We start from the raw sequence: 22,564 nt of genomic DNA, 5'->3' as shown, positions 1-22,564 counted from the left end.
GGGCGGATCGTCACGCCCGGCCCGCCCCGATGGCCACGCCCTGGCGCAGGTCCAACCGGGCCCCGATGAAGGTGCTCCGCATCCGCCGGTCGTGCGTCACCACGACCAGCGCTCCGGCATAGCCGTCCAGCGCCTGCTCCAACTCCTCCACGAGCAGGGGTGCGAAGTGGTTGGTGGGCTCGTCCAACAGCAGCAGGTCGGCCGGGCGGCTGACCAGCCGGGCCAGGTCGATGCGGCGGCGCTGCCCGACGGAGAGCGCCCCGACCGGCATGCGCAGGTCCTCGGAGCGGAACAGACCGAGGTCGAGCAGCTCGTCCGCGTACTCGTCGGGGTGCCCCGGCCGACCCGACGCGTACGCCTCCAGCAGGGAGCGCCCCGGCTGCCCGACCGTCACGTCCTGGCGCAGGTGACCGACCCGGGCCGGCAGTCGCACCGTCCCGCCGTCGGGGACGAGTTCCCCGGCGAGCACCCGCATCAGCGTGCTCTTGCCCGCGCCGTTGGGGCCGGTGACCAGCAACCGTTCGGCGGGACCGATGATCAGCTCGGGTACGTGCAGGCGGCGGCCCACCCGGACGTCGGTCAACTCGACGCGGCGGGTGTCGACGTCCATGGTGTCCGAGGCGACCGACGCGGTGAAACGCAACGGGTCGGCGGGGCGCGGTACCGGATTCTCCCGCAGGCGGTGCAGTCGCTCGTTGGCGTTGCGGGCCTTCCGTGACGTCGCCGTCGACGAGGAACGGGAGCGGTGGGCACCGGCCCCGCTGAACGCCGCCGGTCCCTTGCGGGAGATCGACCGGAGCATCGTCCCGGCCCGCTCCGCGAGCTGGGACTGTCGCTCGATCTCGGCCAGCCAGTCCGCGTACGCGCGCTCCCGGCCCGCCCGGAGAGCGGCCTTCGCCCGGAGGTAGCTGCTGTAGCCGTCGCCGTACCGGTGCACGCCCCGGGTGTCGGTGTCGACCTCGATGATGGTGGGGGTGACCGACTCCAGGAACATCCGGTCGTGGGTGACCACGACGACGGTGCCCCGGTGCGACCGCAGGTGGTCCTCCAGCCACTCCACGGCCTCGGTGTCGAGGTCGTTGGTGGGCTCGTCGAGCAGCAGCAGTTCCGGGTCGGCGGCCAGGGTCGCCGCGAGCGCGAGCCGGGACCGTTCCCCGCCGGAGAGCGTGTCGACGTCCCGGTCGCGATCGAGTTCGGCCAGGCCGAGACCGTGCAGGGCGGCGTCCACCCGGGCGTCGGCCTGGTAGCCGCCGCGGGCCTCGAACTCGGTGAGCAACGTGCCGTAGGTGTCCAGCTGTTCGGGCGTGGCGGTGGCCAGGTCCGCCTCGGCAGCGCGCAACCGCGCCTCCAGGTCGCGCAGGTCGGCCAGCGCGTGGTCCACCACGTCCCGTACGGCGCTGCCGCCGGCCGGCAGGCGAAGCCGCTGGGCGAGGTAGCCGATCCCGCCGGGCGCCGAGACGGTCAGCTCGCCGTCGTCCGGAGTCTCCAACCCGGCGACGAGCCGCAGCAGGGTCGACTTCCCCGACCCGTTCTCGCCGATGACACCGACCCTCTCCCCCGGCTTGACGGAGAGCGAGACCCGGTCCAGGACGACCCGTTCGGCGTAATGCTTGGTGACCTCGTGCAGGACGAGCTGCGAATGAGCTGACGGCGGGCTGTTCTGCAAACGGGCCTCCTGTGTCGCCATTGGCACGTCGGAAACGGTCACGGACCGGAACCGCCTGAAGGAGGCTCCTCGCACCAATGTCCGTTTTCCACCCCAGTCAACCATGTGAGCGTCCGCCCCGCCCCCGCACCGGCCCGGAACCCCGGTCGCCACCATCCCACGCCGCACCGTTGGACGTCCCAACCACCGAACGACACCTTGACGTACATCGATTTGTAGCGACATCGTCCATACATGGTGGACACGAGTGCCGGCTCGTTGTTCCGTCACATGTCGCCGGCCGTCGTGGTCACGGCCACGATCAGACTCCCGTCGGCGGGTTCATCGCCAGCAACACCGCGCCACCGCGCTTCGCGCTCAACGGCGCGTCCTGTGCCACCGCCTGACGAGAGAGGAGCAGCCTGTGTACGGGGGCTCTCTGTTCCGCCGCCTGTGGCCGGCCTTGGTGGCCGCCGCCACCCTGCCGGTCACGGTGCTGGGTGTGGGTCTGGTAACCACACCCGCGGCCGGTGCCGACACCGTGTCGACGCTGGCCAGCACCGTTCCGCCATCGACCCCGCCCGTCACACCGGCGCCACCGGCCCCGCCCACGCTACTCAGGGCCACCCAGGTGACCTCCACGTCGGTCACCCTGAGCTGGACCGCCGCCGTCCCCGGCTGCTGCGACATCACCGGATACACGATCGGTTACTTCCAGGCGTTCTACGACCTGGGGGAAACCGCCCGGGTCGGCAACGTCACCACGGCCACGATCACCCTCAAGCCGGCCACGCAGTATCGCTTCTACGTGCAGGCCAGTGACTCGGGCGGGCACAGTTCACCGTCGTCGAACCCACTCACCATCGTCACCCCGGCGACCGACGCCGGCCCCGACACCGTGCCGCCGAGCGCCCCGGGGACGCTGACCGTCAGCGACGTGACCGCCACGTCCGCCACGCTGAACTGGACGCCTTCGACGGACAACGTCGCAGTGACCGGCTACAACGTCTACCGCTGGGACGGTGTCTTCGTCTCGACGCTGGTGGCCACCGTGCCGGGCACCAGCCACACGCTGTCACTCGCGCCGTCCGTGCCCAACCGCTACTACGTACGGGCCCGGGACGCGGCAGGCAACGTGTCGATCGCGACAAACGACGTCCGGATCGACCCGCCGACCGGCCCGACCACCTCGCCCCCTGGCCCCACCACCTCACCGCCCGGCCCCACCTGCGCGGTGACCTACCAGAAGCAGTCGGAATGGCCCGGCGGATTCGTCGCCAACGTCACGGTCAAGAACACCGCCACGACCGCCGTCACCGGCTGGACCCTGGCCTTCACGTTCCCGGGCGACCAGCGGATCACCACGCTCTGGAGCGCCACCTACACCCAGTCCGGCTCCGCCGTCACGATCCGCAACGCCGGCTGGAACGGCACCATCGCGGCCGGTGCCAGCGTCTCGTTCGGCTTCCAGGCCACGTGGAGCGGCAGCAACGCGACCCCCACCAACTTCTCCCTGAACGACACCCCCTGCCGATGAGGAACGGCCCCCTGCTACCGCTTTCCGGGCGGCAGGGGGTTCTTCCTCACCTCCGGCCGCTCGTGGGTTCCTCAGGGGCTACCGCGCCCCGCGCCGACGACGCGCGCGCTCGAACTCCGCGACCTCCGACACCCAGGGACCATGCTGTTCGAGTACGGGCGATCCGGGCGCGGGGCGGCTCAGCCGATCCGCTCGGCCAGCGAGACGACGATCCCCTCCGGCCCCCGGACGTAGGCCATCCGCCACGCGCCCTCGTACTCGCCGATGCCACCGACCAGTCCGTAACCCTCGCCTGCGGCCCAGTCGACGACCGCCCGCGCGTCGTCGACCTCGAACGACACGTTACGCAATCCCAACTCGTTGGCCATGGCCGCCGGCGAGCCCGGCACGGCATCCGGCCGGACGAATCTCGCAAGCTCCAGACGGGCACCACCGTCGGGCGACCTCAGCATGACGATCTCGGTACGGGAGTCGGGAATGCCGCACACCGTCTCCAGGAACTCCCCCTCGACGAACGCCCTCCCCTCGACCTCCAGGCCGAGCGCCACGAAGAAGGCCGTCACGACATCAAGATCCGCCACCGTGATGCCGACGTGGTCGAAGCGTCGCACATGTGCCATGGACCGTGCCCCCGTCGTATCGATCAGGCTTCCGTCCCGCTGACGCTACCCGCCCCGACCGCCGGTGATCTGCGACGCGCGGTCCACGACAGGAGCGGAGCCAGCCTCCACCTACGGAGCGGGTTCCAGCACGACGACGGGGATCTGGCGGGCGGTCTTCCGCTCGTAGTCGGCGAAACCCGGGTACGCGGCCTTCTGCGCGTCCCAGATCCCTTCCCGCTCCTCCCCGGCGGCGACCCTGGCGACCAACTCGACCGTGTCCGTACCGATCTCCGCTCGGACATGCGGATGGACGAGCAGGTTGTGGTACCAGTCGGGATTGGTGGGCGCACCGGCCTTGGAAGCGAACACGGCGTAGCCGCCGTCCACCTCCTGGTACATCATCGGGTTCACCCGGGGCTGACCGCTCCTGGCACCGACGGTGTGCAACAGCAGCAGCGGGGCACCGGCGAACTGGCCACCCACCTGTCCACCGTTCGCGCGGAACTCGGAAATGATCTTGTCGTTCCAGTCACTCATCGACTACTCCTCGCCCCGAACGGCCGCTTTCCGTACCGCCATCCTGCCAGCTCCCGCCAGGACGAGACGACCAGAGCTTCGACAGCGTCAGGAAGCCCGGAGCTACTTTGACGTCCGTCAAGCTCGACCGTCGCTGCCGAGAGTGCATTGCTGGCTCTGCGAAGCGGCACGCGAACGCCTTCCGGTAGCCGTTGCCGGGCGAAGGAACAAAGGCCGGTGCACCCAGATGCCACGCTCCACCGCACGCGTACCCCTTGGATGACGATCACGCCCTAACCATGGCCCGCTGACCGCACGCCTCGCCAGCCGATATCCGCCATGCCTCGAAACGCCCGCTCCGCGTCGTCACGGTCGGCCGCACAGGGCGCTCGGCTACTGTGCCACGCGTGCCCGTGGCCGTGGACCTGGCGAGTCCGGCTCCGCGCCGGGAAGCACTCCGGATGGTGGACGTCGGTGACCCCGTCCCCACCACAGGATGCTGCGGGAGATTCTGGGTGCAGGTGTCGCCGTTGCGCGGATGGGCCAGGAGGAGTAGGGCCTGTCGGCCTGGGTTCAGTCGCCGCCAGCGGGATCGGCGCTGCAGGCGGTGGGCGCGGCTGCGGTCGGCGAGGTGGTTCAGGGTCCGGTTGGACAACGGGATCGTGGCGGGTAGGACAGCATGGCGACACTCCCGGTCGGGGGCATCGGGCTTTGGTCGATCTGCTGTCCTACCTGGAGCCTCGCGCCCGTCGATCACCTGGTCCGCCACACCCGCCGAGCTGCAAGATCAGCTTGAAAGGCTCATTGGATGGAAGACCGTCCGCTGATGCGGTACGCCGCCATTCGTCTGGCTCGACGACGAGATCGCCGACACCGATTGCCGGTGGGGCGCCACGCACCACCGGCTTCCCGCGTTGCTGCGCCGTGTCGTTCCGCAGCACGGGTCGACGGGCGCTGATCTCGACACCGTTCATCAGCAGCTACGTAGTGATCCTGCCGAGCGCGCCGTAGCCGAGCTGCCGCGACGGCGTCTGGGCATCCACGTCCAGACCCGGGTCCGGACGCCAGTCCGCCATCAGGGTCACCCCCGGATCAATCAGTTCCATACCTTCGAACCAGGACGTGAACGTCGCCTTGTCCCGCACGTGCAGGGCCGCACCGACCCCGGCTTGGTAGGCGGCGACCATTCGGTCTACCTGCGCTCTTGTTTCCGCGTCCACCGTGTCGGCGGTGAGGTGGGAGATCGCGAGGTAACTGCCAGGCGCCAGGGCGTCCCGGTACGCCGCGATGAGCCCCTTCGGATCATCCTCGTCGGAGATGAACACGAGCAGCCCACCCATGATGATCCCCACCGGCTGAGACAGGTCGATCAACTCACGGATTGCTGGGTGCGCCCATACCTGCTCAGGGTGCCTCCCATCGGCTTCCGCCATGGCGGCGAGCGGCTCCTTCGCGAGGATTTCCTCGCCGTGGATGACGGTCGATGGGTCGTTGTCCACGTAAATCACCCGCGCGCGGGGGTTGAGGGCGTGCGCCACCTCGTGCGTGTTGTTGGCAGTCGGCAGACCCGCCGCGATGTCGATGAACTGCTCCACCCCCTGCGCCACCAGATACCGCACGGATCGGCGCAGCCAGTCCCGGTTACCGCGAGCCAGCAGGTCGACGCTGGGTAGCGTCAGCTTGATGCGCTCCGCTTTCTGCCGGTCGATGGCGAAGTTGTAGAGGCCTCCCAGATAGTAATCGTAAATCCGTGCGATATTGGCGTTTTCCAGGTCAGCTACCGCCCTATCCGGGCGGTTGGCGATTGCCGTCATTCGAGCCCTTTCGGAGGTTTCTACGGCGCGGAACCGGCTCGCCGTTCCGCCACATGATAATCCGACAACCATGGATATCGGAATGCTGCGTCCACCATGGATTCGACCGTGCGGACGTTGTGACGGCAGTCGCCGCTGGTGGTCGTTGCTGAACTTCGTGGTTGTCATGAGCCGATGGGCTCCATCCAGGGCCCTGACGCGCGGCGCACCCGGGAACCCAAGGTGCCGGGTCCTCCAAGCCGGGGCCTGGATTGGAGACGGCGTTGACAGGTCGGCTCCCCTCGGATCATGGCAGGATACGGCGGCATGACGAGGCTCCCGGCCGAGAGCAGAGCACCCGCGCCGCCGCGACGAGTCAGGACCCGGTCGCCGTCGCCGCGAGCGCACGGATCATGACCCACGCCCTGATGAGCAACAACCACGACGACCAGGCCGTGACCCTCGCCGCATCCGCAGCCGGCGTGCTCGACCGGGACACCCGCCTCGCGTCGACCGACGCGGTCGCCGTGTACGGCGCCCTCGTCCTACGCGGCGCCGTCGCCGCAGCCCGCCGCGACGACCGGGACACCGCATTTCACCCAGACAGCCGGGATCCCCCGGTGACCGCAGGGCACCTCCAGATCGTCGTCTGCGCCGCCGGCCCCGCACCCGACGTCACCACCCTGATCAACACCGCACACCAACAGTCCTGGACCACGACGGTCACCGCCCTCGGCCTCGCCGACAACTACGCCATGACCACCATCGCCGAACTCATCGGACGACACATACCCACAGTCATCGTCCCCTTCGTCAACACCGCCCTCGCCACCCGACGCCCCTACCGCCGCGCCGTCACCAGCCTCCGCGACGAAGGCGTACACATCCTCCTCGGCCCCGAACACAACTGGGAACCACACCCACCCGGCACCGGCAACGACCGACGGCTCACCTTCCCCTGGACCACGGCATTCGAGATCGCAGCCCGGCATGCTGCCTAACCGGTTCGACCTGGGCACGTCCGGGATCGGCGCCAGCCCTCCCGCGCAGAGCGTGTGATAGTCGCGGCCGTGACCTTTCCGCTGGAAACACTGTCCGACGCCGTGCTGGCCCGGGCCCGGACATGGACGCGGCTGGGTATGGCGTGGCACACCCGACCGATCGAGCCGAACCACGGCAAACCGATCGTCATCAGTGAGTTCGAGTCCCCGTCATGGCTCGCCGCGATAACGATCTGGAGCACCGGCGAGGCCGAACTAGAGACAGTCCGCGTGGCCGACGAACGGATCGTCAACAAGCACTACGGCCTGACCACCCCCGACGACCTCGAACTACTACTCGACGAACTCGTCGCCCTCCTCATCGACGACCACATCCCCGCAGCAGCAGTCGTTGCCCACCACCCACCGGCACCAGTCTGAAACCAGCAATCGGAGACACCCGCCGGCCGGAGCGCCAGGTGCACCGATGTAGGCCCCGGTCCACGGGCACGGAACGGTCCAACGGCTCCCGAGCACCCACCGAGACACCGAACCACCAACAGCAACGCCAAAAGGCTCCGACCCAGGGTGAAACCCCAGGTCAGAGCCTTTTTGGTGGTGCGCCGCCAGGGACTCGAACCCCGAACCCGCGGATTAAGAGTCCGCTGCTCTGCCAGTTGAGCTAGCGGCGCTCGTTGGCAACGGAGAGAACCTTAGCACGGGCCATGAGCGGGGTTCCAATCCGCTACCCGGCTCCCCTCTTCGGTCGAGCTTAACGGGCAAAAGCTACCAACTCTCCCACTGAACGCCGCGCGGGATCGAGCCGGTGGCCGGGATGGGGCACGATGTCCGCCAGGTACGCGAGAACAGAGGTGGGGATGGGCAGGTTAACGCGGGGCGGGGCGATGGCGGGCGCTCTAGTCCTGGCGGCGTCGCTGGCACTGGCCGGGTGCGGCGGCGACCCGAATAAGAAGGAAGCCGAGTTCGTCGGCGGCACCGAGACCTCGTCGAGCGCCGAGGCGGTGACCCCGACGCAGTCCGACGGGACGACGTCATCGACGCCGACGGCCGCCGACCTGGCGGTCAGCCCGGCCGACGGCGCGAAGAGCAGGCCGGTCAGCACCGAGATCAGCGCCAGCCTTCCGGGCGGCGGGGAGGTCTCCTCGGTCACCCTCACCACGGGTGACGGCAAGCAGGTCGACGGCAGGATGCGGCTGGACGGCAGTTCCTGGGTGCCGTCGTCGGCCCTGAAGTACAGCACCAAGTACAAGGCCACGGTGACCGGCACCGGCGCGGACGGCCAGCCCCGGCAGGGGGTGAGCACGTTCACCACGATGGCCAAGCCGAGCTCGATGATCGGCTCCGGCCTGTATCTCTTCGACGACCGGACGTACGGCGTGGCCATGCCGGTGGTGGCCGAGTTCAGTCCGGGCATCCCGAAGAAGGACCGGGCGGCCGTCCAGAAGCGGATGTTCGTCAAGACGGACCCGCCGCAGCCGGGGGCCTGGCACTGGGTCTCCAGTGGCACCCAGGCGTACTACCGGGCGCCGGAGTACTGGCAGCCGGGGACGACGTTGAGCGTCCGGATCGCGCTGGCCGGGATTCCGTTGAGCAACGGCCGGTACGGCAACGTCGACCGGTCGGCGACCGCCAAGATCGGGCGGTCCTTCGAGATGAAGGTGGACAACGCCACCAAGCAGATGCAGGTCTTCCAGGGCGGCCAGTTGGTCAAGACGCTGCCGGTCAGCCTGGGGAAGAAGAGCACTCCCTCGTCCAGCGGCACGATGGTGGTGATGGAGAAGAAGGAGAAGACCGTCTTCGACACCATGGACGAGCCGGACCCGGCGAACCAGTACCGCACCGAGATCGATTTCGCCCAGCGGCTGACCTGGGGTGGCGAGTACATCCACGCGGCTCCGTGGTCAGAGGGGGTGCAGGGCCGGCGGAACGTCTCGCACGGCTGCGTCAACGTCTCGATGGCGATGGGCCGGTGGCTCTTCGCGCAGACGAAGGTCGGTGACCCGATCACGGTCACGGGCACCCCCCGCAAGCTCGAAGCGGGCAATGGCTGGACGGCGTGGAGCCTGACCTGGGCGGAGTTCGTCAAGGGCAGCGCGTCGCCGGTTCCGCAGGGCGGCTCGGGCCCACTGGTCTGACCGTCGGTGCGGGGCGGCGCGGTCCGCGCCGCCCCGCACCGACGTGGGCCGGTGACGCGCCGTCGTCGTACCCCGCTCGGCGGCGTGTTTCAGTTCACCCTTCGCAACCGACGGGCGTTGCGGCGCGTCAGTGAGGGACGATGGGATATCGGGGACCACGACTGTGAGGGAATCATGCGAGTTGTCCAGGACCACCTGACCGGGCGTACCGGTCGCCGCCGGGTGCTCGCGGCGGGGGTCCTCGCCGCGGCGCTGGCCCTCACCTCCGCCTGCACCGGCTCCGGCGGCGACAAGCCGTCGAGCTGGCACGGCGGCGGCGAGGAGAGCGCGCCGAAGGCCACCGCGACGATCACCGAACCGAAGGCCGACGCCACCGACGTCCCGGCCTCCACCGGCATCGTCTTCACCGCCAAGGACGCCAAGGACACCACCGTCGCGCTCACCGACGCTGCTGGTAAGGCCGTCGAGGGCAGGCTCGCCGCGGACGGCGCGAGCTGGCTGCCCGCCACCGCCCTGGAGTACGGCGGGAAGTACACCGCGACCGTGACGGCGACCGGCGACGACGGCAAGGCGGCGACGGCGACCAGCGCCTTCACCGTGATGGCCAAGCCGGACAAGCAGGTACGGGTCACCAGCTTCCTGGGCGACAACCAGGTGGTCGGCGTGGGCATGCCGCTGATCGTGAAGTTCGGCCGGGACATCCCGGAGGACTACCGCGACGACGTGCAGCGCCGGATGACTGTCACCAGCACCCCGGCCCAGGAGGGCGTGTGGCACTGGGTCAGCCCCACCGAGGTCCGCTACCGGCCGAAGGAGTTCTGGAAGTCGGGCACCACTGTGTCGTACCGGGTGCAGGCCGCCGGGGTGCCGATGGGCGGCGGCTGGTACGGCCGGTCCGACCTCAGCGTGGACATCAAGATCGGCCCGGCGGTGGTGATGCAGGTCGACAACAAGACGAAGAAGATGACTGTCACCAGGGACGGCAAGGTCGTCAAGACCGTCCTGGTCAGCCTGGGCAAGAAGAGCACCCCCTCGTCCAGCGGCACGATGGTGGTGATCGAGAAGCTCCGCAAGACGGTTTTCGACACCATGGCGGAGCTGGGCCCCGAGGAGGGCTACCGCACCAAGATCGACTATGCCCAGCGGCTCACCTGGGGTGGCGAGTTCATCCACGCCGCCCCCTGGTCGGAGGGGCAGCAGGGCACCACGAACGTCTCGCACGGCTGCGTGAACGTGTCGATGAAGGACGGTGCCTGGCTGTTCGCCAACACGAAGATCGGTGACCCGATCACGGTCAAGGGCACCGAACGCAAGCTCCAGAACGGCAACGGCTGGACCGACTGGAACATGAGCTGGGACGAGTACGTCAAGGGCAGCGCCCTGCCGTACGACCCGGACGCCGGGCAGCCGGACGCCGGCGCCAGCCCCGACGACGCCTCCGGGACGCCGAGCGCCGAGCCGACGACCTGACCCCTCCGGGACGCTCCGACAGACCACCTGACGACGCTCCGAAAGACCATCCAACCGGCCCTCGCCACCTGGCGGGGGCCGGTGTGCGTCTGGGGTGGCGCAGGCCCGAGTCACCCCAGACCCGGCCCCGGAAACGACTCAGGCCCCCTCGGAAGAGGGGGCCTGAGTGCGGCGGAAGAGATCCACCAAACGGGTGACTGATGGGAATTGAACCCACGACAACCGGGACCACAACCCGGTGCTCTGCCAACTGAGCTACAGCCACCATGCCTTCCGCGTCGGTCTCCCGGGCGGGTGCGGACTAATAATAGCCACACCCGGCCGGGGCCCGTCCACCGGGTTGCGCCCCCGGCGCGCGGACCGGGCTAGAGCTGCGCGGCGATCGCCCTGGCCGTCTCCACGTCCGGGCCCGGCAGCGGCACGAACAGGGTGCGCCGGTAGTACTCCAACTCCCGGATGCTCTCCCGGATGTCGGCGAGTGCCCGGTGCGCCAGCCCCTTCTGCGGCTGACCGAAGTACACCCGCGGGTACCAGCGCCGGCACAACTCCTTGATCGACGACACGTCGATCATGCGGTAGTGCAGGTGGGCGTCGAGGCGGGTCATGTCCCGGGCGATGAAGCCGCGGTCGGTGGCGATCGAGTTGCCGCACAGCGGCGCGGTACGCGGGTCCTTCACGTGGCTGGTGACGTACTCCAGGACCATGTCCTCGGCCTCGGCGAGGGTCACCGTGGAGCGGCGTACCTCCTCGGTGAGGCCGGACTTGGCGTGCATGGTGCGGACGATCTCCGGCATCGCCTCCAGGGCCGCCTCGTCGGCGTGGATGACCACGTCCACACCCTCCCCCAACACGTTGAGGTCGGGGTCGGTGACCAACGCGGCGACCTCGATCAGCTTGTCGCTGCCGAGGTCGAGCCCGGTCATCTCACAGTCGATCCAGACGAGAAGGTCAGCCACCGGGACAGACTACGCGCAGCCCAGGTCCCCGCGCCTCGGCACCGTCGCGGGGTGGGACCGCTAGGGTTTCCCCGTGCCCGCCGAATCCGTCGCTTCCACCGTCACCGCCCCGGAGGACCAGCGAAGCCGTACGGTCCGCCGGGTCGTCACGGTGTTGGCGCTGGCCGCCGTGCTGCCGGCGCTCTACCTGCCGGGCCTGGTGCACGACTTCTTCGACCTGAAGATCTACATGCGGGCGATGGACTGGTGGGCGTCGGGGCATCCGCTCTACGACTACGTGCAGCCCGACCGGGTGCAGGGTGAGCTCTATTTCACGTACCCACCGTTCAGCGCGCTGCTGCTGCGGCCGTTCGGGGTGCTGCCGCTGGGCCTGACCATCGTCGTCTTCACCGCGCTGACCTGCGTCGGTGTCGTGGTCACCACCAGGTGGCTGGTGCTGCCGGTGATCGACCGGCACGGTCTGCACCGGACGTTCGCGCTCACCGTGGCGGTGCTGCTGGTCTTCGCGGTGGAGAGCACCCGGGAGACGATCACCTTCGGTCAGATCAACATGCTGCTGGTGGTGCTGATCCTGGCCGACCTGCTCTTCGCCGTACCGCAGGCACGACGCTGGGCCGGGGTGGGCATCGGGCTGGCCACGGCACTCAAGCTCTTTCCGGGCATCTTCATCGTCTACCTGCTGGTGACCCGGCGGTGGCGGGCGGCAGTGGTGGCAAGTGTCACCGCGGCGGCGGCGACGCTGCTGGCCGCGGCGGTGGCGCCCCGCGACTCGTGGCGGTTCTGGACCCACGAACTGTGGGCCACCGACCGGGTCGGGCGTACCGACTACACAGGCAACCAGTCGCTGTTCGGCCTGCTCAGCCGGATCGACGCCCCGGAGGAACCGAACCGGCTGCTCTGGGGAGTCCTGGTCGTCGCCATTCTCGGGTACGGGTTGCACCGGGCGGCCCGGGCCGCCCGGGCCGGCGACTGGTTGACCGGCCTCACCCTCACCGGACTGGTCGGTGGTCTGGTCAGCCCGATCACCTGGACCCACCACATCTACTGGTTCGTTCCGGCGGTGGTGGTGCTGGTGGACGCCGCGCTCGACGCGGACCGGGAGACCGAGGCGGGGGCGCGGCGTCGCCGTCGGTTGCTCACCCTGGCCACCGGCACCGGCCTGGTCATCGTGTACGGGGTGGTCTCGTTCCACGATTGGGGGGTGGCACCCGCCCGGACGGACACCCCCTGGGAGTTCCTGCTCCGCAACGCGTACGTGCTGCTGGCACTGCTGTTGCTGGTGCTGCTCCCGGTCCGCCGGGAACCACTCCCGACCCACCGGGCGAGCGAAACAAAGGGACAGACGACACCTTGACCGACTTTCCACGCTAATCTGGTATCAGCCGGTCACGGCTCACCGCGCACCGATCCCCCGGTGAGACGGCCCTCCGCGTCGGCAGCGCGGAGGGCCGTCACCGCGTCCGGCCACCGGAAAGGCGGTACCGGCCCGCCGGACGGATCCGACGGGCCGGTAGTGGCAGCGCAGGTCAGGACTTCGGCGTCGACTCCCGCCGCGTCCGGGCGAAGGCCAGCCCGCCGAGGGCCAACCCGCCGAGCCCGGCCAGCAGACCGGCGACGCCCAGCACGATCGCCGTCGAACCCGAGTCGTCGTCATCGTCGTCGTCCTTCGCCGCCGGCGCGGCGGCCGCCGGAGCCGCCGAAGGAGACCCGGCCGCCGCCGTCAGGGTCAGCACCGGCGCCGGGTTCTCCGGCTCCTCCGCACCCGGCGTGGGCTCCTCGATCCAGCGCGACACGTTGCCGTCGGAGTAGGTCTGGAGCGTCTTGAGGACCATCTTGTCCACCTGCGGCAGCGGACCCAACGAGATCGGGAACTCCTGGAACTCGCCCGGCTTGACGCCCCCACCGGCGGCGGCCGTCCAGGTCAGCTTGGACACCGCCTCGGTGAGCTGGCTGCCGTGCACCTCGATCGGCGGGTCGACCTTTCGCTTCTCCACCGCCACCGTCCACCCCGGCACCGGCATCGTGGAGACCGAACCGACCGGGGCGTTCTCCGGCAGGTTCACCTCGATCTTCACGGTGGAGGCGGTGTCGCTCTCGTTGGGCACCCGCAGGGCGAACCGGCCGTAGCCACCCTGGGTCGCCTCCTTCGGGTTGACCGTGACGTGCGCGGCGGCCGGCCCGGCGAAGCCGAGCAGCGTGGCGGCGACGGCGGTGAGAGTGAGCGCGGCGGCGGATGCGGTGCGCCGGAGACGGATCATCTGGGACGGGCCCTTCTTACTTGATCGGCACGGTGGCGGTCACCGTGGCCTGGTCGATGTCGGACGTACGGACGGTGAAGCGCAGCTGCCACTCCCCCGCCGACGGGAAGCTGAACTCCCCTGTCGCGTGGTTGTCGGTGAGCCGCAGCATCGGAATGTCGATCGGTTCCACCCCGGCCGAGGGCAGCGCGGCGGTGGCCTTCCACTCGACCACCGGCTGCGGCCGGTTGTCAGGCGTGTAGGCGTACAGGTGCATCGAGTTGTTGCCCCGCTCGGCCGGGTCCAGCTCCACCTGGAGCGAGTAGATCGGGCTGGTCAGCGTGGTCGAGTAGTAGCCGCTCTGCGCGCCCGCCCCACCGTCCACGGCGGTCCGGGCCGGCGGGGTCTGCACCAGGACCGCGGTGACCCCCAGGATCACCGCGGTGACCGCCAACTCCACCCAGACCGCGCGCCGCACCGGCATCGGCCGGGCCGCCGCGGTCCGTCGCCGCACCAACTGCCGGGAGTACGCGGCCACCCCCACCACCAGCGCGAACAGCCCGATCTTGGCGAGCAGCAACCGGCCGTACGTGGTGCCGGTGAGGGCCTGGAGGGTGGCCACCTCGATCAGCCCCTGCACGACACCGGCCAGCAGCAGGGCCGCCACCGCCAGCGCCGCCCAGCGGGACCAGATCGGCAGGATCGCCCCCAGCTCCCGCTCGTCGGCACGGCGCAGCAGGAACCCGGCAAGCATCACCAGGCCGCCCAGCCAGACCGCCATGCTGCCCAGGTGCACCGCGTCGACGAGCACCGAGACCGCCGGTGCCGGGGAGGCCGCCGGGTGCCCGGCCAGCGGCCAGGTGAACAGCCCGGCCGCCCCGAGCCCGGTCAGGATGAACCCGTCGGTACGCCCCACCGGCCCCCGGGTCAGCGGCCGGAGCAGGAACACCGCAGCCGCCAGCAGGCCCAACCGGATCAGGTGCGCGGTGCCGTACCCGCTGCCCAGCACCTCGGCCAGCCCTTCCCCGGTGACGTCGAACAACCCGCCACCGGCGGTGTACGGCACCTGCAACCACACCTCGGCCACGGTCGCGGCGGCGAGCAGCCCGGTGCCGGCCCACAACAGCCGGGCCGGCCCCTTCCGGGACAGCCGCAGCGGCCAGAGCGCGGCCAGCACCAGCGTCGGACCCACCACCAGCAGCAGGCCCGCGTACCCCAGATATCTGGCCACCTTCACGCCCACGCCGACCACCGGGTCGGCCCGGCTGTCCGAGCCGGAGTCGGTGGGTGGCGCCGACGGCGCCCCCACCGAGTAGGTGAACGCACCGGAGACCGGGTGGCTGTCGGCGGAGATCACCCGGTAACTGACCAGGTAGGTGCCCTGCGGCCCGGCCGGGTCCACCCCGATGGTCACCACCGACCCCTCGAACCGGGGCTCGCCGCGGTCCGCGCGGGAGCCGTCCGGGGCGATGACCCGCACCTTGTCGGGGACCTTGCGGACCGACTCGGAGAAGGTCAGCACCACCTCCGACGGGGCGCTCGGCACCACGGCCGAAGCCACCGGACTACTGCTGGAGAGCACGGCGTGGGCGCTCGCCGGCCCGGCCGGGGCGAGCAGCAGGGCGACGAGGGTGACCAGCAGGCCGGCAGCGGCGCCCATCCGGGCGAGCCAGCGACGATCGACTGCGTTCATCCCGCCATGCTCGCTGACCGGGGCGCGGTGCGCCCACCCGGCCACCCCGGGACGGCACGGGGCGACCACGGCGGCGAGGGCGCCTGCCGTAGGTGGTGGCACGTCATGAGCAGGTAGTCGGATGGCAGGAGGAAAAAGTTCCCGACGTGAGCGGGACCATGCAAAGGGCCGAAGGACCCTGCCCGCCACAGCCACGCCGCGTAGCCTGGCTTGTCGTGATCCCCGCTCACCGCGCCCCCGCCGCGACCGTCCGCCACGGCTCGCCGACCGCCCCCACCCGGTCCCGGCCGGCCCGCCGGGGGTCGGCCCGGCCAGGGAACCCGAGGACCGGACGGTACGACCAATGGGCGTGACCGCAGCGCGTACCCCGGCCGGACGCTGGCCGGTCGTCCGGCCCTGGCTCGGCGTCGCCGTCCGGCTCGGCCTGGCCGCCGTCTGGCTGTTCGCCGGTGGGGCCAAGGTCGGTGACCTGGCCGCCTCCGGGCGGGCCGTCAACGCCTACCAGGTGATGCCGTACGAGGTGGCGACGGCGGTCGGCGCCGCGCTGCCCTTCGTGGAACTGGCACTGGGCCTGCTGCTGCTCGTCGGGTTGGCGACCCGGCTGAGCGCCGGGATCTCCGCCGCTCTGCTGCTCGTCTTCATCGCCGGCATCGCCTCGGCCTGGGCCCGGGGCCTGGCCATCGACTGCGGGTGCTTCGGCAGTGGCGGGCAGCTCGCCGCCGGCCAGGCCCCGAGCTACCTCCCGGAGATCCTCCGGGACCTGGGATTTCTGGCGTTGGCCGGATTCCTGCTGATCTGGCCCCGCACCCCGTTCTCGGTGGACGGCTGGCTCGCGGGCGACCCACCCGTGGAGGACGACGATGAGTAGTCGCAAGGGACGCAACGAGGCCGCGCGGGTGGTCCGCGAACAGCTCGCCCGGGAGAAGCGCCGCAAACGGACCCTCTGGACGTCCGTCGGCGCGGTGGTGCTGCTGGTGATCGCCGGCCTGATCGGGTGGAGCGTCTACTCCGGCCAGAAGTCGGACACCTTCACCGCCCCGCCCGGGGCCAACGACGCCGGCACCGGCATCGTGCTCGGGACCGGGCCGGTCACCATCGACCTGTACGAGGACTACCTCTGCCCGGCCTGCAAGCAGTTCCAGCAGACCAGCGGCGAGACCGTCGACCAGCTCGTCTCCTCGGGCAAGGCCAGGGTGGTCTTCCACCCGGTCGCCTACCTCAACCGGTTCTCCACCACCGAATACTCGACCCGCGCCTCGGCCGCGTCGGGCTGCGCGGCCAAGGGTGGCAAGTTCAAGGAGTTCACCGACGCGCTCTTCGCCCAGCAGCCCGCCGAGGGCAGTGCCGGGCTGAGCAACGACCAGCTGATCGACATCGGCGCGGGCGTCGGGTTGGCCAAGGACGACTTCGGTTCCTGCGTCAGGGACGGGACGTACAAGGCGTGGACCGAGCACCTCACCGACGACGCCAGCAAGGCAGGGGTCACCGGCACCCCGACCATCAAGGTGAACGGCACCGCCGTGGAGGACCGCAGCCCGGCCGGCATCACCGCAGCCGTGGAGGCGGCCGGCAAGTGACCCCGGCACCCCTGCGGCGGGCCGTCCTGCTGGTCACCGCCGCACTGCTCGGCCTGCTCGGCACCGCCGCACCGGCGTACGCCCACGGGGCGGACGCCCCCGACGGCACCGACTACCGCACCATCGTGACCGGGATCACCCCTGCCCGGCCGGGGCTGACCGTCCGGGCCGTCGAGGCGGGCGCCCGACTGGAACTGGTCAACCACACCGGCCGGGACGTCGAGGTGACCGGTTACTCCGGTGAGCCGTACCTGCGGGTCGGGCCGGGCGGGGCGTACGAGAACGCCCGCTCCCCCGCCACCTACCTGAACCGCACCCTGGCCGGGGACACCGCGCTGCCCGCCACCGCCGACCCGGCCGCCGCACCGCAGTGGCGCAGGATCAGCGACGACCAGCGGGTCCGCTGGCACGACCAGCGCGCCCTGTGGCGGGAGTCCGGAGTGCCGGCCCAGGTGGCCGCCGACCCGGGCCGGGAACACCGGGTCCGCGAGTGGACCGTGCCGCTGCGCGCCGGCGACGAACCGGTGGAGCTGCACGGCACGCTCGACTGGGTGCCGCCGCCGGACCCGTACCCGTGGTGGGTGGCCGCCACCCTCGGTGCCCTGCTGGTCGGCGCGGCGGGGCTGCTGCCGGCCGGTACCGGGGCGGGCAGTCGGGCGCTGCGCGGTGTCGGCGCGGTGCTCGCCCTCGGTGGTGCCGCCGCCGTCTCCCTGGTGCTTGGCCGCGAGCTGGACGCCGGCGCGCAGGGCGTCGGCGGGGTGCTGCTCGGGCTGCTCGCCGGGCAGCTCTGGCCGCTGCTGACCGGGCTGGGCGCGATGGCGGCCGGCGGCTGGGCGCTGGCCCGACGACCCGCCGCCGACTTCGTGCTCGCGCTGGCCGGCGCGTGCCTGACCCTCTTCGTCGGCGTCGCCAACCTGACAGTGCTGTCCCGCGCGGTCGCCCCGGTGCCCTGGTCGGGCGGCACCGCCCGGGTGCTGCTCACCGGGGTGCTGATCGGCGGGGTGGGCGCGGTCGGGGCCGGTCTGCTCCGGCTGCACGCCGCCGCCCGCGCCGCCACCCCAGCCGGCGGGATCAACGCAGACGCTGCGGCTGGAAGCCGTGGGGCAGTTCCAGGCGGTGCCGGGCCAGCAGGGCCGAGTCGGTGAGCAGGTCGACGGTGGGGGCGTCGGCGACGATCCGCCCGGCGTCCAGGATGACCGCCCGTTCGCACAGCTCCGCCGCGTAGGGCAGGTCGTGGGTGACCATCAGCAGGGTCACCGGCAGGGCGCGCAGGATCTCGGCGAGCTCGCGGCGGGCCGCCGGGTCCAGGTTGGACGACGGCTCGTCGAGGACCAGGATCTCCGGGCGCATCGCCAACACGGTGGCCACCGCCACCCGGCGACGTTGCCCGAACGACAGGTGGTGCGGGGCCCGGTCCCGGTGCTCGGCCATCCCCACCGCGGTCAACGCCTCGTCCACCCGGGTGGCCAGCTCGGCACCGCGCAGCCCCAGGTTCGCCGGGCCGAACGCCACGTCCTCGGCCACCGTGGGCAGGAAGAGCTGATCGTCCGGGTCCTGGAAGACGATGCCCACCCGGCGACGGATCTCGGCCAGCGTGTCCCGGTCCCGGGACACCGTCAGCCCGCCCACGCTCACCACCCCCTCGGTCGGGGTGAGGATGCCGTTGAGGTGCAGCACCAGCGTGGTCTTGCCGGCGCCGTTCGGGCCGAGCAGGGCCACCCGCTCGCCGCGCGGCACGGCCAGGTCCACCCCGGCCAGGGCGACGTGGCCGTCCGGGTACGCGTACCGGACGCCACGCACGTCCAGGGAGACAGCGGTCTGCACGTACCCGATCATGTCAGGACGACGGCGGTCGCGGCGATGGCCACCGCCACGACCGGCACGGTGGCCGCCGCTACCCACTGCCCGGCGGTCGCCGCGCCGGCACCCTGCCAGACCGCCGGCATCCGCCCGGTGTAACCCCGGGAGAGCATCGCCAGGTAGACCCGCTCGCCCCGTTCGAAGGCCCGCAGGAACAGCGCGCCCACCCCGGCGGCGAAGCCGCGCAACTGCCACAGGAAGCGCGGGTCGTCACCCCGGGAGACCCGGGCCACCCGCATCCGGCGGGCCTCACCGACCAGCACGTCGAGATAGCGCAGCATGAACGTGGCGATCTGGGTGATGATCTGCGGGCAGCGCAGCCGGTCCAGGCCGACGATCAGGTCCCGGGTGGTGGTCGTCGCGGCCAGCAGCAGCGACGCGAGCACCCCCAGGGTGCCCTTGGCGACGATGTTCCACGCCCCGTGCAGGCCGTCCACCGACAGGCTCAGCCCGGCGAACCCGGTGCGCTCACCGGCCCCGAGGAACGGCAGGGCGACGGCGAAGAGCACGAACGGCAGCTCGATCGTGGCCCGCAACAACAGCCAGCGCGGGCCCACCCGGGCCAGCACGGCGACGACGGCGACCAGCACGGCGTACCCGCCGAAGGCCCAGAACGCCTCGCGCGGGGTGGCCACCACGGCCAGGGTGAACAGCACCATCGCGGCGATCTTCACCTCTGGGGGCAGCCGGTGCACCCGGGAGGGGGTGTCCCGGTAGAGCACGTGCGCGTGTCCGGCACCCACGTCGTACCGCCCGGTCAGCCGGCGGTGCCGGCTGCGGGCTGCCGGTCGTCGGCGGAGTGCTGGCCATCGGTGTCGACGGACCGGCGGCCGTCGGCGTCGACGGACCGCCCGTCGCCGGTGTCGGCCGGGCCGCGGCGGCGCAGCAACCAGAAGACGCCGCCGCCGACGGCGAAGGTGAGCAGCACCCCGACCACCCCGGACAGGCCGGTGGAGAGGAAGCCGTTGTCCACGCCCCGGATGCCGTAGTCGGCGAGCGGGCTGTCGACCAACTCGTGGTCCTTGGACTGCTGGGCCGGGCAGGAACCGCCGGTGATCTCGTCGTCGGCGTTCACCGTGCAGCCCTTGAGCAGTGACGAGTCCAGGCCGTCCGGGTGCGACGAGGCGTAGTTGCTGACCACTCCGGCCAGCACCAGGGCGACAAGCAGACCGACCGCCACGAAACCCCAGGAACGCTTCCTCACCGGACACCTCCGACAGCCGGAACGGGCACCGGCGCGGTCGCCGGCTTCAGCGCGCGCAACGCGTACACCAGGTCGGGCCGGACCTTGGCGACGGTGGCGACGGTGGTCGCGGTGATCAGCCCCTCACCGATGCCGATCAGCAGGTGCACGCCGGCCATCGTGCCGGCCAGGCCGGTCAGGTTGCCGCCCAGGTCGGTGGTGCCGCCGAGCCAGTACTGGACGACGAACCCCTGGGACGCGACCACCACGCTGACCAGCGCCGAGACGAACGCGGTCACCGCCAGGCCGGTGGGGGTGCGGGGCAGCACCCGCAGCAGGCCGGCGATCAGCAGGTACGCCGCCGCGGTGCCGAGCAGCGCCATGTTGGTGATGTTCAGGCCGAGCATGGCGACGCCACCGTCGCCGAAGACCAGGGCCTGCACGATCAGCACCACCGACACGCAGAGCGCGCCGACCCACGGGCCGACCAGCAGCGCGGCGAGCGCGCCGCCGAGCAGGTGACCGGAGACCCCGGCCGTGAAGATCGGGAAGTTGAGCATCTGCACGGCGAAGATGAACGCGGCGACCAGGCCGGCCATCGGCGCCAACCGGTCGTCCAGGTCGCGCCGGCCGCGCAGCACGCAGAAGGTCAGGGCGGCCAGCGCGACGGCCGCGAAGACGCCCGCGACGGGACCGTTGATGATCCCGTTCGAGATGTGCATCGCCAGAGTTTCCACGTGACCTCCCAGTCGGCCGGCGGGCTCAGCCTATTTCCCGAAGACTGTTGTTGCCAAGATGCGGCAACAAGGCATGGCCTTGCTCACCGCCGGCGGGGCTGGGCTGGGGCGTCGCACCCCGGCGGTAGGGTCGTCGCCATGACCGCGCCCGACCGCCTCGCCCCCGGTGACCCCGCCCCCGACTTCACCCTCCCCACCGACACCGGCGAGACGCTCTCCCTGGCCGCGCTGCGCGGTCGCCGGGTCATCCTGTACGCCTACCCGGCGGCGATGACCCCCGGCTGCACCAAGCAGGCCTGCGACTTCCGCGACTCGCTCGCCTCGCTCCGGGCCGCCGGCTACCAGGTGGTCGGCATCTCCCCCGACAAGCCCGCCAAGCTGGCGAAGTTCCGCGAGCGCGACGCGATCACCTTCCCGCTGGTCGCCGACGTCGACAAGGCGGTGCTCACCGCGTACGGCGCCTTCGGCGAGAAGCAGCTCTACGGCCGTACGGTGACCGGGGTGATCCGGTCCACCTTCGTGATCGACCCGGACGGAAAGGTCGAGCACGCGTTCTACAACGTGAAGGCCACCGGCCACGTCGCCAAGCTGCGCCGCGACCTCGGCCTCGACTGAGCGCGTCACACCCGGCCACTACGCTCGGCGTGTGGTCCGGTACCGATATCCACCCCAGGTGCTCGCCGAGGCAGCCGCCGCCGCCCACTCCGTCACCGGCGTGCTGCGGCTGCTCGGCGTACGCCTCAACGGTGGCTCACACGCCCATATCAGCCGGCAGTTGCGCCGCTTCGGCATCGACACCTCCCACTTCACCCGCCGCCCGGCGAGCAGCGGACCGCCCGGACGACGCACCCCGTCGGCCCAGGTGCTGCGTCCGCTCCCGGACGGTTCCCGACGCGTCCCGGGGGCCCGGCTCAAGGGCGCGCTACGCGACATCGGCGTACCGGACGAGTGCGAGGAGTGCGGCACCGGGCCGGTCTGGCGGGGCGGCCCGTTGACCCTGCATGTCGACCACCTCAACGGTGACTTCCTCGACAATCGGCCACCGAACCTGCGCCTGCTCTGCCCCAACTGCCACAGTCAGACCCCCACCTACGCCGGGCGCAACCGGTCAGCTCCGGCGCTTGTCGCATCCCACCCGCCCGTACCGCCACCGCGTCACGAACCGGTCGACGCAGAGCAGATCGCAGAGATGATCCGGCAGGTGGAGGTGGGTGCCGTCGGGCCGAGCGAGGCGGCCCGACGAATCGGTTGCCACCGTAACCACATCTCCCGGCTCCGGCACGGCTCGCCACCACCGGCAGCGTCACCGCCCCGCGCCGTGAGCCGGGCGGTTCCCCGCACCACCAGACCGTCATCCGGTATGCGCTGGCCCGTCCAGAGCTTGGCCCTCGGAAACTCGCCGAGTTCGTCCGACAGGCGACGGACGGCAGCTGCGTCGTCAGTCACGGGACGGTCTCGAACATTCTGCGCCGGGCCGGGCTCTCCACCGTTTCCGCCCGACGCTCTAAACTCTGACCCGAGCGGGAGTGGCGGAATGGCAGACGCGGTAGGTTTAGGTCCTATTGTCCGAAAGGACGTGGGGGTTCAAGTCCCCCCTCCCGCACCACCCGACCCTGTCAGGA

21 protein-coding genes, 3 tRNA genes and 2 pseudogenes are annotated in these 22,564 nt (G+C 71.0%); 12 read left to right on the top strand and 14 right to left on the bottom strand.

Features of this window, described 5'->3' with window-relative positions; genetic code table 11:
* Positions 1-10: 10 nt before the first annotated feature.
* Entirely contained in the window at positions 11-1,687 is a 1,677-nt protein-coding gene (gene abc-f / locus AC0AIB_RS06195; protein WP_465096215.1) for a ribosomal protection-like ABC-F family protein, read from the bottom strand.
* Between the two features lie 382 nt (positions 1,688-2,069).
* Between abc-f and AC0AIB_RS06190 the strand changes: the two genes are divergently transcribed.
* Entirely contained in the window at positions 2,070-3,182 is a 1,113-nt protein-coding gene (locus AC0AIB_RS06190) for a cellulose binding domain-containing protein (RefSeq protein ID WP_328339431.1), read from the top strand.
* A 179-nt stretch (positions 3,183-3,361) separates the two neighbouring features.
* On the opposite strand, the gene AC0AIB_RS06185 is transcribed toward AC0AIB_RS06190, so the two are convergent.
* The 4 genes and pseudogenes from AC0AIB_RS06185 to AC0AIB_RS06170 form a co-directional block, all read right to left on the bottom strand.
* The gene (locus tag AC0AIB_RS06185; protein ID WP_465096211.1) at positions 3,362-3,802 is read right to left on the bottom strand and encodes a VOC family protein; all 441 of its coding nucleotides are present in this window, start codon (positions 3,800-3,802) and stop codon (positions 3,362-3,364) included.
* A gap of 111 nt (positions 3,803-3,913) precedes the next feature.
* The gene (locus AC0AIB_RS06180) at positions 3,914-4,321 is read right to left on the bottom strand and encodes a nitroreductase family deazaflavin-dependent oxidoreductase (protein ID WP_328339437.1); all 408 of its coding nucleotides are present in this window, start codon (positions 4,319-4,321) and stop codon (positions 3,914-3,916) included.
* 490 nt (positions 4,322-4,811) lie between these two features.
* Positions 4,812-4,961, bottom strand: a pseudogene (locus AC0AIB_RS06175) (IS5/IS1182 family transposase); the annotation flags it as partial.
* 319 nt (positions 4,962-5,280) lie between these two features.
* Entirely contained in the window at positions 5,281-6,114 is an 834-nt protein-coding gene (locus AC0AIB_RS06170) for an SAM-dependent methyltransferase (protein ID WP_465096210.1), read from the bottom strand.
* A gap of 326 nt (positions 6,115-6,440) precedes the next feature.
* Between AC0AIB_RS06170 and AC0AIB_RS06165 the strand changes: the two are divergent.
* The 3 genes and pseudogenes from AC0AIB_RS06165 to AC0AIB_RS06155 all read left to right on the top strand — a co-directional run.
* Positions 6,441-6,686, top strand: a pseudogene (locus tag AC0AIB_RS06165) (hypothetical protein); the annotation flags it as partial.
* 27 nt (positions 6,687-6,713) lie between these two features.
* Positions 6,714-7,094: a hypothetical protein gene (locus tag AC0AIB_RS06160; RefSeq protein WP_465096214.1), complete on the top strand. Its 381-nt coding sequence runs from the start codon at positions 6,714-6,716 to the stop codon at positions 7,092-7,094.
* Between the two features lie 69 nt (positions 7,095-7,163).
* The gene (locus AC0AIB_RS06155; RefSeq protein WP_465096209.1) at positions 7,164-7,514 is read left to right on the top strand and encodes a hypothetical protein; all 351 of its coding nucleotides are present in this window, start codon (positions 7,164-7,166) and stop codon (positions 7,512-7,514) included.
* A gap of 175 nt (positions 7,515-7,689) precedes the next feature.
* On the opposite strand, the gene AC0AIB_RS06150 is transcribed toward AC0AIB_RS06155, so the two are convergent.
* Positions 7,690-7,765: transfer RNA gene (locus tag AC0AIB_RS06150), tRNA-Lys, on the bottom strand.
* A gap of 186 nt (positions 7,766-7,951) precedes the next feature.
* Here AC0AIB_RS06150 and AC0AIB_RS06145 point away from each other — a divergent pair.
* Both AC0AIB_RS06145 and AC0AIB_RS06140 read left to right on the top strand, forming a co-directional pair.
* The gene (locus tag AC0AIB_RS06145) at positions 7,952-9,229 is read left to right on the top strand and encodes a L,D-transpeptidase (RefSeq protein ID WP_465096208.1); all 1,278 of its coding nucleotides are present in this window, start codon (positions 7,952-7,954) and stop codon (positions 9,227-9,229) included.
* A gap of 174 nt (positions 9,230-9,403) precedes the next feature.
* Positions 9,404-10,699 carry a L,D-transpeptidase gene (locus AC0AIB_RS06140; RefSeq protein ID WP_465096207.1) on the top strand — a complete coding sequence of 432 codons (1,296 nt, stop codon included), beginning with the start codon at positions 9,404-9,406 and terminating at the stop codon, positions 10,697-10,699.
* A 192-nt stretch (positions 10,700-10,891) separates the two neighbouring features.
* Here AC0AIB_RS06140 and AC0AIB_RS06135 read toward each other — a convergent pair.
* Both AC0AIB_RS06135 and orn read right to left on the bottom strand, forming a co-directional pair.
* Positions 10,892-10,964, bottom strand: a tRNA-His gene (locus AC0AIB_RS06135).
* Positions 10,965-11,064: 100 nt separating this feature from the next.
* A complete protein-coding gene (orn, locus tag AC0AIB_RS06130; RefSeq protein WP_465096206.1) occupies positions 11,065-11,655 on the bottom strand; it encodes an oligoribonuclease in 591 nt (196 codons plus the stop codon).
* A gap of 73 nt (positions 11,656-11,728) precedes the next feature.
* On the opposite strand from orn, the gene AC0AIB_RS06125 reads away from it, so the two are divergent.
* Complete coding sequence (locus AC0AIB_RS06125) at positions 11,729-13,009, top strand: glycosyltransferase family 87 protein (protein ID WP_465096205.1); 1,281 nt, start codon at positions 11,729-11,731, stop codon at positions 13,007-13,009.
* A gap of 172 nt (positions 13,010-13,181) precedes the next feature.
* Here the strand turns inward: AC0AIB_RS06125 and AC0AIB_RS06120 are convergent, their stop codons facing one another.
* Entirely contained in the window at positions 13,182-13,913 is a 732-nt protein-coding gene (locus tag AC0AIB_RS06120) for a YcnI family copper-binding membrane protein (protein WP_328339597.1), read from the bottom strand.
* Positions 13,914-13,929: 16 nt separating this feature from the next.
* Positions 13,930-15,585, bottom strand: coding sequence for a copper resistance CopC/CopD family protein (locus tag AC0AIB_RS06115; protein ID WP_465096204.1), 1,656 nt, complete (start codon positions 15,583-15,585; stop codon positions 13,930-13,932).
* A 343-nt stretch (positions 15,586-15,928) separates the two neighbouring features.
* Between AC0AIB_RS06115 and AC0AIB_RS06110 the strand changes: the two genes are divergently transcribed.
* The 3 genes from AC0AIB_RS06110 to AC0AIB_RS06100 are packed head-to-tail and all read left to right on the top strand — an operon-like array spanning position 15,929 to position 18,307.
* Positions 15,929-16,453 (top strand): MauE/DoxX family redox-associated membrane protein, encoded by a 525-nt coding sequence (locus AC0AIB_RS06110; RefSeq protein WP_328339601.1) that lies wholly within the window; start codon positions 15,929-15,931, stop codon positions 16,451-16,453.
* A complete protein-coding gene (locus tag AC0AIB_RS06105) occupies positions 16,446-17,162 on the top strand; it encodes a DsbA family protein (protein ID WP_465096203.1) in 717 nt (238 codons plus the stop codon). Before AC0AIB_RS06110 ends, AC0AIB_RS06105 begins: the two co-directional genes overlap by 8 nt.
* Positions 17,159-18,307 carry a hypothetical protein gene (locus AC0AIB_RS06100; RefSeq protein WP_328339605.1) on the top strand — a complete coding sequence of 383 codons (1,149 nt, stop codon included), beginning with the start codon at positions 17,159-17,161 and terminating at the stop codon, positions 18,305-18,307. Before AC0AIB_RS06105 ends, AC0AIB_RS06100 begins: the two co-directional genes overlap by 4 nt.
* On the opposite strand, the gene AC0AIB_RS06095 is transcribed toward AC0AIB_RS06100, so the two are convergent.
* From AC0AIB_RS06095 to AC0AIB_RS06080, 4 genes are read right to left on the bottom strand one after another with little or no spacing between them, the layout of a single operon-like run.
* Complete coding sequence (locus tag AC0AIB_RS06095; RefSeq protein ID WP_328339607.1) at positions 18,234-18,998, bottom strand: energy-coupling factor ABC transporter ATP-binding protein; 765 nt, start codon at positions 18,996-18,998, stop codon at positions 18,234-18,236. The genes AC0AIB_RS06100 and AC0AIB_RS06095 overlap by 74 nt on opposite strands.
* A complete protein-coding gene (gene cbiQ, locus AC0AIB_RS06090; RefSeq protein ID WP_328339609.1) occupies positions 18,995-19,765 on the bottom strand; it encodes a cobalt ECF transporter T component CbiQ in 771 nt (256 codons plus the stop codon). Before cbiQ ends, AC0AIB_RS06095 begins: the two co-directional genes overlap by 4 nt.
* Before the next feature lie 14 nt (positions 19,766-19,779).
* Positions 19,780-20,226, bottom strand: coding sequence for a PDGLE domain-containing protein (locus AC0AIB_RS06085; RefSeq protein ID WP_465096202.1), 447 nt, complete (start codon positions 20,224-20,226; stop codon positions 19,780-19,782).
* Positions 20,223-20,942 (bottom strand): energy-coupling factor ABC transporter permease, encoded by a 720-nt coding sequence (locus tag AC0AIB_RS06080; protein ID WP_328339612.1) that lies wholly within the window; start codon positions 20,940-20,942, stop codon positions 20,223-20,225. The genes AC0AIB_RS06085 and AC0AIB_RS06080 overlap by 4 nt, the downstream gene beginning before the upstream one ends.
* 138 nt (positions 20,943-21,080) lie before the next feature.
* On the opposite strand from AC0AIB_RS06080, the gene bcp reads away from it, so the two are divergent.
* Together bcp and AC0AIB_RS06070 are read left to right on the top strand one after the other, a co-directional pair.
* On the top strand, positions 21,081-21,557 hold the full coding sequence (gene bcp / locus AC0AIB_RS06075) for a thioredoxin-dependent thiol peroxidase (RefSeq protein WP_328339614.1): 477 nt from the start codon (positions 21,081-21,083) through the stop codon (positions 21,555-21,557).
* Between the two features lie 905 nt (positions 21,558-22,462).
* Positions 22,463-22,548: transfer RNA gene (locus tag AC0AIB_RS06070), tRNA-Leu, on the top strand.
* Positions 22,549-22,564: the final 16 nt, after the last annotated feature.

Source organism: Micromonospora sp. DSM 43699 (assembly GCF_055517075.1).
The sequence above is the reverse complement of the archived record's forward strand: the minus strand, read 5'-3'. Positions and strand labels throughout refer to the sequence as shown.

What these genes read in the sequence shown, in the direction of transcription:
- AC0AIB_RS06170 (WP_465096210.1), bottom strand. Translation starts at nt 6,114, where the DNA reads ATGACGGCAATCGCCAACCGCCCGGATAGGGCGGTAGCTGACCTGGAA.
- AC0AIB_RS06105 (WP_465096203.1), top strand. Translation starts at nt 16,446, where the DNA reads ATGAGTAGTCGCAAGGGACGCAACGAGGCCGCGCGGGTGGTCCGCGAA.
- AC0AIB_RS06120 (WP_328339597.1), bottom strand. Translation starts at nt 13,913, where the DNA reads ATGATCCGTCTCCGGCGCACCGCATCCGCCGCCGCGCTCACTCTCACC.
- bcp (WP_328339614.1), top strand. Translation starts at nt 21,081, where the DNA reads ATGACCGCGCCCGACCGCCTCGCCCCCGGTGACCCCGCCCCCGACTTC.
- AC0AIB_RS06185 (WP_465096211.1), bottom strand. Translation starts at nt 3,802, where the DNA reads ATGGCACATGTGCGACGCTTCGACCACGTCGGCATCACGGTGGCGGAT.
- AC0AIB_RS06180 (WP_328339437.1), bottom strand. Translation starts at nt 4,321, where the DNA reads ATGAGTGACTGGAACGACAAGATCATTTCCGAGTTCCGCGCGAACGGT.
- AC0AIB_RS06145 (WP_465096208.1), top strand. Translation starts at nt 7,952, where the DNA reads ATGGGCAGGTTAACGCGGGGCGGGGCGATGGCGGGCGCTCTAGTCCTG.
- AC0AIB_RS06115 (WP_465096204.1), bottom strand. Translation starts at nt 15,585, where the DNA reads ATGAACGCAGTCGATCGTCGCTGGCTCGCCCGGATGGGCGCCGCTGCC.
- abc-f (WP_465096215.1), bottom strand. Translation starts at nt 1,687, where the DNA reads ATGGCGACACAGGAGGCCCGTTTGCAGAACAGCCCGCCGTCAGCTCAT.
- AC0AIB_RS06110 (WP_328339601.1), top strand. Translation starts at nt 15,929, where the DNA reads ATGGGCGTGACCGCAGCGCGTACCCCGGCCGGACGCTGGCCGGTCGTC.
- AC0AIB_RS06140 (WP_465096207.1), top strand. Translation starts at nt 9,404, where the DNA reads ATGCGAGTTGTCCAGGACCACCTGACCGGGCGTACCGGTCGCCGCCGG.
- AC0AIB_RS06095 (WP_328339607.1), bottom strand. Translation starts at nt 18,998, where the DNA reads ATGATCGGGTACGTGCAGACCGCTGTCTCCCTGGACGTGCGTGGCGTC.